The sequence below is a fragment of the Rhodococcus rhodochrous genome, assembly GCF_900187265.1.
In the GTDB taxonomy this organism is placed as follows: Bacteria; Actinomycetota; Actinomycetes; order Mycobacteriales; family Mycobacteriaceae; genus Rhodococcus; species Rhodococcus rhodochrous.
In genome coordinates, this window is record NZ_LT906450.1 from 42,934 (window position 1) to 56,041 (window position 13,108).

The window sequence follows — 13,108 nt, forward strand, 5'->3', positions numbered from 1 at the left end:
TGCTCACCTTCCTCGGCGCGCTCTACTTCGCGGCGCGCCTCATCGTCGACCGCGAGATCCGATCCGCGGAACGAGAATTCGGTACCGCGGACAGCGGTCAGGCCTCCGAGGTGTCGGTGGATTCGGGGGAGACCGGGGTCGACGCGGCCTCGCCGGTCGTCGTCGCGGCGGACTCTGCGGGCCGCACGCGCGGCGGTTCCGGAGCGATCGGAGGGTGAGCCGGACGGCGTCGCCGGTAGAGCACGACCCCGCCTGCGGCTGCGACGGCAACCGCGCCCGCGACGACGAGACCGACCCGCCTGCCCGTGCGCTCCGGTTGTGAGGAGGACTTCGCGGCACACCGCTCGGCCGCGGCACGCCGGGCCGCCGTGAGCAGTCCGCCCGCGACGTCCAGGCCCTTGCGGGCTGCGAACAGTCCGGCCGCACTCGAGCCCTGCGCGAGCGCTACCGCACCCTCGCCGGCCACGCGGAGAGCACCCGCGAGATTGCCGGATTCGTCGTGGCGTCGCACGAATGCCGGAAGCCACACGTCGTCGGTCTCGGCATGGATCAGCTTGCTCATGCGTCCACTCTTCCACACCACCCGGGACCTGAGGTCGTGACCGGAGGAGCGTGTCCCGCGCCGCCTGCCCTGCCCGGAAGCGGGCAATGGCACCATGGTGGGGTGACTTCACCGCATCAGACAGCAACGGCCACGCTCCATACGAACCGCGGCGACATCGTGATTGCTCTCTTCGGCAACCACGCGCCGAAGACGGTCGAGAACTTCGTCGGCCTCGCTCAGGGCACCAAGGAGTACAAGACCCAGAACGCCAAGGGCGAGACCAGCGGTCCGTTCTACGACGGCGCGGTCTTCCACCGCGTCATCGACGGCTTCATGATCCAGGGTGGCGACCCCACCGGCACCGGCCGCGGCGGCCCGGGCTACCAGTTCGCCGACGAGTTCCACCCCGAGCTGCAGTTCGACCGCGGCTACCTGCTCGCGATGGCGAACGCCGGCCCGGGCACCAACGGCTCGCAGTTCTTCATCACCGTCGGCCCGACCCCACACCTCAACCGTCGCCACACCATCTTCGGTGAGGTCGTCGACGCCGAGTCGAAGAAGGTCGTCGACGCGATCGCGACCACCGCCACCGACCGCGGCGATCGCCCGGTCGACGACGTCGTGATCAACAGCATCACCATCTCCTGAGAGAGTTCCCATGACGAACCCCGGCTGGGGCTCCGCGGCCGAGGGTGGTGGCCCGCAGCCCCAGCCGCGGTGCGTTCGCCATCCCGACCGCCCGACCCTTCTCGCCTGCTCCCGCTGCGGCCGGCCCGCGTGCCCCGAGTGCCTGCGTCCCGCCTCGGTCGGTCAGCACTGCGTCGACTGCGTCGCCGCGGCCGAACGGTCGACACCGCAGGCCCGCACCATCGCCGGCGCACCCGTCCGCTCCGATCGGCCCTCGCCGATCGTGACGTACGTGCTCATCGCGCTGAACGTGCTCGTCTTCGGCATCACCGCCGCGCAGTCGGGCAGCGTGATGACCAACGAGCAGGGCTCGGCGCTGTTCCTCGACTGGGCGCTGTGGCCGCCCATCATCGCCGCGCACGGCGAGTACATCCGGATCCTCGGCAGCGGCTTCCTGCACTTCGGCCTGCTCCACCTGGCCGTCAACATGTTCGCGCTGTGGGTGATCGGCCGCGACACCGAACTCGTGCTCGGACGCGCCCGGTACCTCTCGGTCTACCTCGTGTCGATCCTCGGTGGGTCCGCCGCGGTGATGTTCATGGAGACCGGTGCGGTCACCGCCGGAGCGTCGGGAGCGGTCTTCGGTCTGCTCGGCGCGCAGGCCGTCATCCTGCTGCGCCTGCGTCGCAGCCCGGCACCCGTGCTGACCATCGTCGGCCTCAACGTGATCATCAGCATCACCATCCCTGGCATCTCCCTGTGGGGTCACCTGGGCGGTCTCGTCGCCGGTGCCGCCGCGACCGCGGCCCTGCTCTACGCCCCGCAGTATCTCGGTGCCGGCACCGACCGGGACCGCATCGTGCGCACCGGGTGGATCGCGCTGGTCGCGGTCGTCGTGGTGACGCTGGTCGCGATCGTGCTCGCCGTCGTGCGGCTACGCGATCAACTGGGCGTCTGATCGGGCGCGAGATCGCGCACCGCCAACGCGGCGTGCACGTTCCGCGGGTCGGTGCCCAGATCCCACCGGCCGAAGATCATCAGGTTCTCCGTGCCGGTCGCGGAGTCGATCGTGTCGATCTCGAGCATCGGCACGCGCCGCCCGAAGCGCGGGTACTCGACGATCCGCACGCGGTGCAGGGCCGCGCGCGGGAACTCGCGACGACCCGTCAACCGCATCGTCGCGATCCCCGTTCCTCCGGGGAGCACTTCGAGACGCGGACGCTGCCGCAGTGCGAGCGCGACCATCACGAGGACGAGCACCGCCGCGAACCCCACCAGCACGCGACCGGCCGCGTCGGGAACCGCAACCGCGGCCGTCACGGCCAAGGCGATCCCGGCAGCCGACAACGCCGCTATCGCGGCGGGTGGCGTCGCCCACCGCAGCGGTGTCTCGTCGGGCATCTGCGTCCTCTTCCGATCCGTTCTCCGGGGACCCGTCACCGGGTTGTGCACAGTGTTATCCCCAGGTGGGGATGAATAACATCGATGTAACCCGAGCGGGCGCGGAGGTCAGCGCCAGTTCATCGTCATGATCAGACCGACCACCATGAACCCGAAACCGATCAGGAAGTTCCAGGCACCGAGATCGTTCATCCACGTGATCTGCTCGGCCGCGAGGTAGTAGACGATCAGCCACAGCAGCCCGATGACCATCAGGGCGAGCATCACCGTCACGTACAACGTGCTCGACGGCGTGCCCTTGACCTTCACCGGGGTGCGGCTCACCGTCCGGGTCGCGGAGACGTCCTTCTTGCGAACCTTCGACTTGGGCATGGTGTCCTCGTTCTCAGGACTCCACCCGTCGTGCGCGGATGGAGTGGTCGGTCAACTACCTGTTGAGATCACGCTAACGTAAGCCCAGGATCGGAGGTACGACGTGTCGGAACGACGACTGCGCGCGCCCGTGTGGGGTGTCGCGACCCTCGTCGTCTGCCTCGTGGCCGGTCTGCTCGTGGGCACCACCCGCGGAGTGTCCGAGGGCGACGAACTGCGCGCCGGCGACTCCCCGCGACTGTCCGATCTGGTCCGGGCCGCCCAGGAGAAGGCCGACGAACTGGCCGCCACCCGCGACGATCTCACTGCCCGCATCGACGAACTCCAGGACCGTGCCGCGGTGAACGACGAGGACGTCGCCGCAGTGCTCGACGACCTGTCCGCGATCGGGGACCCGGCCGGACTCGTGGCCCGGAGCGGTCCGGGCGTGACCGTCACCCTCACCGACGCGCCCCGTGATGACAACGGGCGCTATCCGTCCGGTGCCTCACCCGACGATCTCGTCGTGCACCAGCAGGACGTGCAGAGCGTGCTCAATGCGATGTGGGCCGGCGGTGCCGAGGCCGTGGCCATGCAGGACCAGCGGATCGTCGCGACGTCGGCACCGCGTTGCATCGGCAACACGCTGCTGCTGCACGGACGCACCTACTCACCGCCCTACGTCGTCACCGCGCTCGGCGACCCGGCACGGTTGCAGGCCGCGCTCGACGCCGAACCCGGGATCCGCATCTACAAGCAGTACGCGGCCCGCTATCAACTCGGGTACACGCAGCAGGCGTCGGAGGATCTGTCGGTCCCGGCCTACACCGGTAGTTCGTCCGCGCGCTGAGACATGCCCGGGCGGGTCGCCCTCTACCGAGCACCGGGCGGGTCGCCCTCTACCGAGCACCGGGCGGGTCGCCCTCTACCGAGCACTGAGTACCCTCGTCTCATGCGCATTCTCGTCGTCGACAACTACGACAGCTTCGTCTTCAACCTGGTCCAGTATCTGGGGCAGCTCGGAACGACGGCCGACGTGTGGCGCAACGACGACGAGCGGCTCACCGCACCGGGTGCTCTCGCGCGGGTCGCGAAGGAGTACGACGGCATCCTCCTCAGCCCCGGTCCGGGCACACCCGAACGCGCCGGAGCGAGCATCGACCTGGTCAAGGCATGTGCCGACAGCAGCACGCCGCTGCTCGGTGTGTGCCTCGGCCACCAGTCCATCGGTGTCGCGTTCGGCGCGACCGTCGACCGCGCCCCCGAGTTGCTGCACGGCAAGACCAGCCTGGTCCGCCACAACGGTGCCGGAGTTCTTGCGGGTCTGCCCAACCCGTTCACGGCGACCCGCTACCACTCGCTGACCGTGCTGCCCGAGACCATGCCCGCCGAACTCGAGCCCACCGGCCACACGGAGACCGGCATCGTCATGGCCTTGCGTCACGCCGAGCTGCCGATCCACGGTGTGCAGTTCCACCCCGAGTCGGTGCTCACCCAGGGCGGTCACCGGATGCTCGCGAACTGGCTCGCGGCCTGCGGCGAGGCGCCGGACGAGACGCTCGTCGCGCGCCTCGAGGCGCAGATGGCACGCGCGCTCGACGGCGGAGCCGCCTGACCCACTCCGTATCCGACGAGAAAGGCGCCGGTCCTTCGAGGACCGGCGCCTTTCTCGTCGTCAGCTCGCTCAGCGGATGCCGAGCACACCGACTCCCACGGAGATGGGCTGTTTCTTCGAGATCTCCGATCCCGGCGGCTGGGCCTGCGTGATCACGGTGCCGACGAGATCGACGTCGAGCGTCGCCTCACGCGTCTGCTGCAGCTGGGAGGCGTTGCCCGTCCAGCCGGCGCTGCGCAGCGCGGCGAGCGCATCCGAGACCGACCGGTTGGTGATGACGGGCATCTCGATGCGGTCGCCGTTGGACACCCGCACGGTCACCGTCGACCCCTGTTCGGTGGAGGCACCGCCGGCCGGGCTCGTCGACACGACAGTGCCCTCGGTCTCGCTGGAATCGATCTGTTCGACGACGACCTTGAAACCGGCGCCCTCGATGTTGTCGCTCGCCACCTCGACGGTCTGGCCCACGACGTTGGGGACGCGCACCAGTTCGGGGCCGGATCCCAAAGTGATGGTGATGGGGCTGTCGCGGTCGACGCTGGCTCCCGCACCGGGGCTCTGGTCGACGACGAGGTCCTCGTCGTCGGCATCCGACGGAGCGCGTCCGACGTTCGGGTCGAGCCGGAGACCGACGGCGGACAGCTCCTGGGCTGCGCGTTCCTGCGTCATGCCTTCGAGCCGCGGGATCTGCACCTGTTCCGGTCCGCTCGACACCTCGAGGGTGACGGTCGAACCTTCCTCGGCCTGGCTCCCGGGCACGGGACGGGTGTTGATGACGTTGCCGTTCGCGACGACCGGATCGCTCTTCTGCTGGATCGAGACCCGGAAGCCGGCGTTCTGCAGCTGGCTCTCGGCGAGCTCGGCGGAGATGTTGCGGACGTCGGGCACCGCGACCTGGGCGGCCGTCGAACCGGGGCCGAGCGACCACAGGAAGACGCCGACGATACCGACCACGGCGACTGCGGCGATGCCGAGCAGCACCTTCTTGAGAACCGAGCCGCCGCCGGAATCCTCGGCAGGTGCCCCGGCGGCACCGGCGGCCGCGACGCGGCTGTGCCGCCCCGTGTTGTTGTCGACGGAGTCGATCAGCGTCGTGCGGTCCTCGTCGGTCATCACCATCGGCGCACTCGGACGCTGCCCGCTCAGCACGCGGATCAGGTCGCTGCGCATCTCCGCGGCCGACTGGTAGCGGTTCGCGGGGTTCTTCGCCATCGCCTTGAGGATCACCGAGTCGAGCTCGGGCGGCACCGACGAATTCACCGACGACGGCAGCGGCGGATCCTCCCGCACGTGCTGGTAGGCCACCGCGACGGGCGAGTCGCCTTTGAAGGGGGGCTCGCCGGTGAGGATCTCGAACAGGACGCAGCCCACCGAGTACACGTCGGACCGGGCGTCGACCTGTTCACCGCGCGCCTGTTCCGGGGAGAGGTACTGCGCGGTGCCGATCACCGCGGCGGTCTGCGTCATCGGGCTCGCGGCATCGGAGATGGCCCGGGCGATGCCGAAGTCCATGACCTTCACCGCGCCGGCCCTGTTGATCATGACGTTGGCCGGCTTCACGTCGCGGTGCACGATCATGTTGCGGTGGCTGAAGTCCAGGGCCGCGCACACGTCGGCGATGATCTCCATCGCCCGCTTGGGGGTCATCGGACCGTCGGCGCGCACGATGTCGCGCAGCGTGTCGCCCTCGACGTACTCCATGACGATGTACGGGAGCGGCCCGGCCTCGGTCTCGGCCTCACCGGTGTCGTAGACGGCGACGATCGCCGGGTGGTTCAGCGCAGCGGCGTTCTGCGCTTCGCGCCGGAAGCGCAGGTAGAACGTGGGGTCGCGTGCGAGGTCGGCACGCAACACCTTGATGGCCACATCCCGGCCGAGCCGCAGATCCCGCGCGAGGTGCACCTCGGACATACCGCCGAAGCCGAGGATCTCACCCAGCTCGTAGCGGGAGGAGAGCTTGCGGGGTGTGGTCATGACGTTCCTTGGTTGTTCGTACCGTTGTCGGTTTCGGATGAATTGTCGTCCCCTCCACCGGCGGCCTCGGGGTCGGTCTCGTCGTCGCCGTCACCCTCCGCGCCGCCTGTGCCGCCGTCGCCGCCACCCGTGTCCTCCGCTGTGGTGGTCGTCGCCGTCGTCGTGGTCGGGACCGTGGTGGTGGTGGGCGGTTGCGTCGTGATCGGCTCGGTCGTCGGCTCCACCGTGGTCGTCGGCGGCTGCGTCGTCGTCGTGGTCGGAGGGGGTGTGAAGGTCTCCGTCTCGACGGGCGGCGGCAGCGGCACGAACGTCGTCGTGGTGGTCTGCGGCGGACGCGTCGTCGTGGTGGTCGCGCGGGTCGTGGTGAGTTGCGTCGTCGGCGACGGAGCGCTCGGGGTCTCCTCGTCGTCGCCGCCCAACAGCACGATTCCCAGAGTGACCAGGGCGAGCACCACTGCCGCACCTGCGGCCCAGGCCAGCGCTGTGGGACTCGGCGACCGTCGTCCGTCGTCGTCGGCGGGCACTCCCGCAGTCGGCGGACCTGCCACCGGCGGTCGGCCGGCCGTGGGCGGCTGGGCCGAGCGGGGAACCGACGAATAGGCCGTCTGGTCGTACTGCGTCGGGTGCAGGGCACGGGTCGAGGACGTGTGGGCCGTCGTCCCGGGAACGCCGGGCGGAAGCACCCGGTTGGCGCTGGTCACCGGCGGCACGTTGCCGGGCGGAGGCACGGGTCGTCCGGACCGCACAGCAGCGACGGCGTTGGCGAACTCGCCACCGTTCGAATAGCGGTAGGCGGGGTCCTTCGACATCGCGATCTCGATGAGTTCGCGCACCTCGGGCGGAAGATCCGTCGGCAGCGGTGCCGGGGTCTCCTGGACGTGCTTCATCGCGACGGTCACGACGCTGTCGCCGAGGAACGGGCGGCGTCCCGACAGCACCTCGTAGCCGACGACGGCCAGCGAGTACACGTCGCTCGCGGACGTCGCCTCCTGGCCCAGCGCCTGCTCGGGAGCGATGTACTGCGCGGTGCCCATCACCATGCCGGTGCGGGTGACCGGAGAGGCGTCGACCGCCTTCGCGATACCGAAGTCGGTGATCTTCACCTGGCCCGTCGGGGTGATGAGGATGTTGCCCGGCTTGACGTCGCGGTGCACCACGCCGGCGTTGTGGGCCGCCTGCAGGGCGCGTCCGGTCTGCTCGAGCATGTCGAGCGCATGCGGCAGCGACAGACGTCCGAGTCGCGACAGCACGGCGTTGAGCGGTTCGCCGTGCACGAGTTCCATCACGAGATAGGCGATGGACTGGCCCTCGGCGTCGGTGGTCTCGCCGTAGTCGAACACCCCGGCGATGCCGGGATGGTTGAGCTGGGCGGTGGTGCGGGCCTCGAATCGGAACCGGGCGAGGAAGTCCTCGTCGCCGGACAACTCGGCCTTGAGGACCTTGACCGCGACCCGCCGGTCGAGCCGGGTGTCGAGTCCTTCCCACACCTGACCCATTCCGCCGGTCGCGATGAGTCGCTGGAGACGGTAACGGTCGGCGATCATGGCGCCGCTGCTCAGAGCCATGTCAGCCTCCCTGTAATCCGGCCGAGATGACGGCCCGTCCGATCGGGGCGGCCACCGAGCCGCCGGTCGCGGCGAGAGCTCGGTCGCCGCCGTCCTCCACGATCACCGCGACGGCGATGCGGGGTTGTTGTGCAGGTGCGAATGCGATGTACCAGGTGTGCGGCGGGGTGTTCCGCGGATCGTTGCCGTGTTCCGCGGTGCCCGTCTTCGATGCGATCTGCACGCCCTGGATGGCACCGCCACCGCCGGCGTTGTTCTCGGCACCGATCATCAGGTCGGTGAGGGTCGCCGAGACCTCCGGCGAGATCGCCTGGCCCAGCGACTCGGGCTTGGTCTCCTCGAGCACCGTCAGGTCGGGTCCCTGCCGACGGTCGACGAGATACGGCTTCATGCGCACCCCGCCGTTTGCGATGGTCGCGGCGATCGACGCGTTCTGCAACGGAGTGAGGGCCACATCACGCTGACCGATGCTCGACTGGCCGAGTGCCGCGCCGTCCGGGATGGGCCCGACGGTGCTCGCCGCGACGGGCAGCGGCACGTCGAGGGTCTCGCCGATGCCGAGCTTCTCCGCCTGCGAGACCAGGGCCTCGCGTCCGTCGTCGATGCCCATCTCGACGAAGGCCGTGTTGCACGACCGCGCGAACGCCTCCCGCAACGTCACCGTCGGTGCGTCGCCGCACGCGGCTCCGCCGTAGTTCTCGAGGGTCGTCGCGGTGTCGGGCAGGGTGATCTGCGGTGCCGCGGTGAACTGTGTGTCGGGGGTGACGCCGTTCTCGAGCGCCGCCGCCGTCACGACGACCTTGAAGGTCGAGCCCGGAGGGTAGGTCTGGGAGATCGCGCGGTTGAGCATCGGCTTCTCGGGATCGGCGTTGAGCTCGTCCCAGGCCTGCGAGGTCGCGGCGCCGTCGTGTCCCGACAACCGGTTGGGGTCGTAGCTCGGCGTGCTCACCATCCCGAGGATCCTGCCGGTGCTCGGTTCGATCGCGACCACCGAGCCCGTGTAACCCTTCGAGGTCAGCTCGTCGTAGGCCACCTGCTGCACGACCGGATCGATCGTGGACACGACGTTTCCGCCGCGCGGGTTGCGACCCGACACCAGGTCGAACAGGCGACGACCGAACAGCAGGTTGTCGGAACCGTTGAGCAGCGAATCCTCGGACCGCTCGAGTCCGGTACTGCCGTACTGCATCGAGTAGAAACCGGTCACCGGCGCGTAGGCCAGCGGGCTCATCGGCTGGGCCGGCGGCGCCGGATATTCGCGCAGGTACTTGTAGCGGCTGTCGGTGGGCACCGACACCGCGAGAGCCTGGCCCGCCGCGACGATCTGTCCGCGCTGACGGGAGTACTCGTCGATCAGCACACGCGAGTTGCGCGGATCGGTGCGGAGATCGTCGGCCTTGATGACCTGCACGTAGGTGGCGTTTGCGAGCAGCGCGACGACCATGAACATCACGGCCATCGCGACCTTGCGGAGCGGACCGTTCATTCGCGCCCCATCATTTCCGTCTTGGCCTCGGCGATCGGCGTGGGCGCCTTCTTACGGGGGATCGCGGGTTGGCGGGCAGCGTGCGAGATCTTCATCAACAGAGCCAGGAGCAGATAGTTTGCGAGCAGCGACGAACCACCGTAGGACACGAACGGTGTGGTCAGGCCGGTCAGGGGGATCAACTTCGTGACACCGCCGACCACCACGAACAGCTGGACGGCGAGGGTGAACGACAGGCCGGCGGCGAGCAGCTTGCCGAAGCTGTCGCGCACCGCCAGCGCCGTGCGCATGCCGCGGACGACGAGGATCAGGAACAACAGCAGGATGGCGGCCAGGCCGATCAGGCCGAGTTCCTCACCGATCGCGGCGACGATGAAGTCGGTCTTCGCGAACGGCACCTGTCCCGGGCGTCCGCTGCCCAGGCCGGTGCCGGCGACCCCGCCGGTCGCGAGACCGAACAGCGACTGGGAGATCTGGTAGCCGGTGTTGTTGTAGTCGGCGAGCGGATCGAGCCAGGTCTCCACGCGCACCCGCACGTGACCGAACATCTGGTACGCCGCGTAGAAGCCGACGGCGAGCAGCGAGAATCCGATGATCAGCCAGCCGACACGTTCGGTCGCGATGTAGAGCATCACCAGCACGGTGGTGAACAGCAGCAGCGACGTGCCGAGGTCCTTCTCGAAGACCATCACGCCGATCGAGATGATCCAGGCCGCCAGGATCGGGCCGAGATCGCGGGCGCGGGGGAAGTCCATCCCCAGGAAGTGCTTGCCCGCGGTGGTGAACAGATCGCGTTTCGCCACGAGGACCGATGCGAAGAAGATGATCAGCAGGATCTTCGCGAACTCACCGGGCTGGATGCTGAAACCGGGCAGCCGGATCCAGATCTTGGCGCCGTTGACCTCGGAGAACCTGCTCGGCAGCAGGGCCGGGATCGCGAGCGCGATGAGGCCGATGAGACCGAGCGTGTAGCTGAACCGCGCGAGCAGGCGGTAGTCGTGCAGGAACACGAGCACGACGATGAACAGCGCGATGCCGAGCGCCGTCCACAGCACCTGCTGCGTCGCGTCGGGCGACGGCGGCGGAAGGCCCATGTAGCGGGCGTTCTCCTGGTCGGACAGGTCGAGCCGGTGGATGAGCACGAGTCCGAGACCGTTGAGCAGCGCGACGATCGGCAACAGCAGGGGATCGGCGTACTTCGCGAAGCGCCGGACCGCGAGGTGCGCGGCGAGGAACAGCGCCGCGAAGGTCACCCCGTACTTGAGCAGGTCGAGGGTCAGCGCCTGCTCCATCGAGACCTCGACGAGCATGAGCGACACGGTCGTGACACCGATGGCCGCGATGATCAGGGCCAGTTCGGTGTTGCGCCGGGTCGACTGGACGGGAGCCGGGGCGAAACCTCCCGGAGGGCTCGGGAAGGCCCCCACACCATGGGACACCGACATCAGGCGCCCACCCTGCAGTTCTGTCCGGGGATCTGGGGCGTGGGCTCGGGAGCCGGCTCCATGTTCGGAGCAGGCGCGCCGGGAGTCGGCTCACCCGGCTGAGGTTCGCCGGGCCGGGGTTCGCCGGGGAGCGGTTCACCGGGCTGGGAGGCCGGTGCCGGTTCGCCCGGCTGCGGCTCACCGGGCGCCGGGGGCTGCACCGCTGTCTCGGTGGGCGGGGTGCCGTTCGGTCCGGGAGCCGGCTGCGGCTCACCCGGCCCGGGGGCCGGTGCGGGAGTGGGCTCGGGTTCCTCCGGGGTGCACACCGGCAGCAGGTCCAGTTCGGCGAGCCGCTGCATCTGCTCGCGGGTGTCGTCGAGCGACCCCGACGGAAGACCGGCACGGACCTGCTCGCGGGCGGCGGGCCACAGATCGTCGACGAGCATCACCCGGCACGACGCGTTGGCGGGGTCGACGAGCGTGAGGTCGCCCTCGTCGGTGACGCACCCGACGCGCGCGGCCTCCTGCAGCGAGTAACCGAAGACGTCGCCGGGGATACCGCGCAGCACGGTCACACGACCGTCGTCGGCGCCGACGTAGTAGTTGTTGCGGATCAGCTGGCGGCCGACGAACAGGCCGCCGACCAGCACCGCGATGATCACGATGGCGGCGGCGGGCCACCACAGGCGGCTGCGCTTCTTCTTCGGCTCGGGCTCCGCGGTCTTGTTGATGACCCGCTTCGGGGTGGCGCGCGGCGGTCGCATCGCGGCGGCGCGACCCGCTGCGGTGTTCGGCGGGGGAGTGTCCTCGTCGTCGTCCGCCGATGCCGCACCGGCGACGATCGGGTGCGACTGGCCGTAGTCGAGATCGATCACGTCGGCGACGACGACGGTGACGTTGTCGGGGCCGCCGCTGCGCAACGCCAGCTCGATGAGCCGGTCGGCGCACTCGTCGTGCGTGCCCTGCCGCATGGTGTCGGCGATCGTCTCGTCGCTGACGACGTCGGACAGGCCGTCGGAGCACACGAGGTAGCGGTCGCCGGCGCGGGCCTCGCGCACGGTCAGGGTCGGTTCGACCTCGCTGCCCGTCAGGGCGCGCATGATCAACGACCGCTGCGGGTGCGTGTGCGCCTGTTCCGGGGTGATACGGCCCTCGTCCACGAGCGACTGCACGAAGGTGTCGTCGCGGGTGATCTGGGTGAGCTGACCGTCGCGCAGGAGATAGGCGCGGGAGTCGCCGATGTGCGCGAGGCCGAGCTTGCTGCCGGCGAACAGGATGGCTGTGAGCGTCGTGCCCATACCGTCGAGTTCGGGCTCTTCCTCCACCTGGTCGGCGATCGAGGCGTTGCCTTCGCGGACGGCCGCGGCGAGCTTGCCGAGGAGGTCGCCGCCCGGCTCGTCGTCGTCGAGGTGGGCAAGCGCCGCAATCATCAGTTGCGAGGCGACCTCACCGGCTGCGTGGCCGCCCATGCCGTCGGCGAGGGCGAGCAGGCGGGCACCGGCGTAGACGGAGTCCTCGTTGTTGGAGCGCACGAGGCCGCGGTCGCTGCGGGCGGCATATCGGAGTACGAGGGTCACGGGCGGAGCTCGATCACGGTCTTGCCCACACGGACCGGGGTTCCGAGCGGGACACGGACAGCGGTGGTGACCTTCGCGCGGTCGAGATACGTGCCGTTCGTCGACCCGAGGTCTTCGACGTACCAGTCGGAACCTCGTGGCGACAGGCGTGCGTGGCGCGTGGACGCGTAGTCGTCGGTCAGCACGAGTGTGGAGTCGTCGGCACGGCCGATGAGAACCGGTTGGGTGCCGAGCGTGATCCTCGTGCCTGCCAGCGCGCCCTGCGTGACCACCAGGTACTTGGCGGTCTTGTTGCGGCTCAGCGTCGGCAGCACCGACTGCTTGGGGGAGTAACGCGGGAGCGGTCGCGCGGCACCGGCATAGATGTCGGACCGGAGCGTGCGCAACACCGCCCATACGAACAACCACAGCAGGAGGAGGAATCCCGCTCGGGTCAGCTGCAGAATCAGCCCCTGCACGGTGCATCCTCCTTCGGGGTAGTCGACCGGTCGTGTTCCTGGTCGTGCGGTCACTCACAATACGGACACCGGACGACTCCATGCAG

The 13,108-nt window shown here is 69.3% G+C and carries 13 protein-coding genes; 4 read left to right on the plus strand and 9 right to left on the minus strand.

Features of this window, described 5'->3' with window-relative positions:
* Positions 1-97 precede the first annotated feature (97 nt).
* Positions 98-562: a hypothetical protein gene (locus tag CKW34_RS00210; protein ID WP_059381970.1), complete on the minus strand. Its 465-nt coding sequence runs from the start codon at positions 560-562 to the stop codon at positions 98-100.
* Between the two features lie 102 nt (positions 563-664).
* Here CKW34_RS00210 and CKW34_RS00215 point away from each other — a divergent pair, with 102 nt between their 5' ends.
* Together CKW34_RS00215 and CKW34_RS00220 are read left to right on the plus strand one after the other, a co-directional pair.
* Positions 665-1,192: a peptidylprolyl isomerase gene (locus CKW34_RS00215; protein ID WP_059381971.1), complete on the plus strand. Its 528-nt coding sequence runs from the start codon at positions 665-667 to the stop codon at positions 1,190-1,192.
* A gap of 10 nt (positions 1,193-1,202) precedes the next feature.
* A complete protein-coding gene (locus tag CKW34_RS00220; RefSeq protein ID WP_059381972.1) occupies positions 1,203-2,129 on the plus strand; it encodes a rhomboid family intramembrane serine protease in 927 nt (308 codons plus the stop codon).
* Here CKW34_RS00220 and CKW34_RS00225 read toward each other — a convergent pair.
* Entirely contained in the window at positions 2,114-2,572 is a 459-nt protein-coding gene (locus CKW34_RS00225) for a PH domain-containing protein (RefSeq protein WP_059381973.1), read from the minus strand. The genes CKW34_RS00220 and CKW34_RS00225 overlap by 16 nt on opposite strands.
* A 108-nt stretch (positions 2,573-2,680) precedes the next feature.
* Complete coding sequence (crgA, locus tag CKW34_RS00230) at positions 2,681-2,944, minus strand: cell division protein CrgA (RefSeq protein WP_006550938.1); 264 nt, start codon at positions 2,942-2,944, stop codon at positions 2,681-2,683.
* A 103-nt stretch (positions 2,945-3,047) separates the two neighbouring features.
* Between crgA and CKW34_RS00235 the strand changes: the two genes are divergently transcribed.
* Both CKW34_RS00235 and CKW34_RS00240 read left to right on the plus strand, forming a co-directional pair.
* A complete protein-coding gene (locus CKW34_RS00235; protein WP_059381974.1) occupies positions 3,048-3,773 on the plus strand; it encodes a DUF881 domain-containing protein in 726 nt (241 codons plus the stop codon).
* A gap of 102 nt (positions 3,774-3,875) precedes the next feature.
* Complete coding sequence (locus CKW34_RS00240) at positions 3,876-4,538, plus strand: aminodeoxychorismate/anthranilate synthase component II (protein ID WP_059381975.1); 663 nt, start codon at positions 3,876-3,878, stop codon at positions 4,536-4,538.
* 69 nt (positions 4,539-4,607) lie between these two features.
* Here the strand turns inward: CKW34_RS00240 and pknB are convergent, their stop codons facing one another.
* Genes pknB through CKW34_RS00270 form a run of 6 tightly spaced genes read right to left on the minus strand, consistent with a single transcriptional unit; the run spans position 4,608 to position 13,022 of the window.
* Positions 4,608-6,512 carry a Stk1 family PASTA domain-containing Ser/Thr kinase gene (gene pknB / locus CKW34_RS00245; protein ID WP_064059963.1) on the minus strand — a complete coding sequence of 635 codons (1,905 nt, stop codon included), beginning with the start codon at positions 6,510-6,512 and terminating at the stop codon, positions 4,608-4,610.
* Positions 6,509-8,077 (minus strand): serine/threonine-protein kinase, encoded by a 1,569-nt coding sequence (locus CKW34_RS00250; protein WP_059381990.1) that lies wholly within the window; start codon positions 8,075-8,077, stop codon positions 6,509-6,511. Before CKW34_RS00250 ends, pknB begins: the two co-directional genes overlap by 4 nt.
* Position 8,078: 1 nt before the next feature.
* Positions 8,079-9,563: a peptidoglycan D,D-transpeptidase FtsI family protein gene (locus tag CKW34_RS00255; RefSeq protein ID WP_059381991.1), complete on the minus strand. Its 1,485-nt coding sequence runs from the start codon at positions 9,561-9,563 to the stop codon at positions 8,079-8,081.
* The gene (locus CKW34_RS00260) at positions 9,560-11,008 is read right to left on the minus strand and encodes an FtsW/RodA/SpoVE family cell cycle protein (protein WP_059381992.1); all 1,449 of its coding nucleotides are present in this window, start codon (positions 11,006-11,008) and stop codon (positions 9,560-9,562) included. Before CKW34_RS00260 ends, CKW34_RS00255 begins: the two co-directional genes overlap by 4 nt.
* Positions 11,008-12,564 (minus strand): PP2C family protein-serine/threonine phosphatase, encoded by a 1,557-nt coding sequence (locus CKW34_RS00265; protein WP_059381993.1) that lies wholly within the window; start codon positions 12,562-12,564, stop codon positions 11,008-11,010. The genes CKW34_RS00260 and CKW34_RS00265 overlap by 1 nt, the downstream gene beginning before the upstream one ends.
* Positions 12,561-13,022, minus strand: coding sequence for an FHA domain-containing protein FhaB/FipA (locus CKW34_RS00270; protein ID WP_006550946.1), 462 nt, complete (start codon positions 13,020-13,022; stop codon positions 12,561-12,563). The genes CKW34_RS00265 and CKW34_RS00270 overlap by 4 nt, the downstream gene beginning before the upstream one ends.
* Positions 13,023-13,108: the final 86 nt, after the last annotated feature.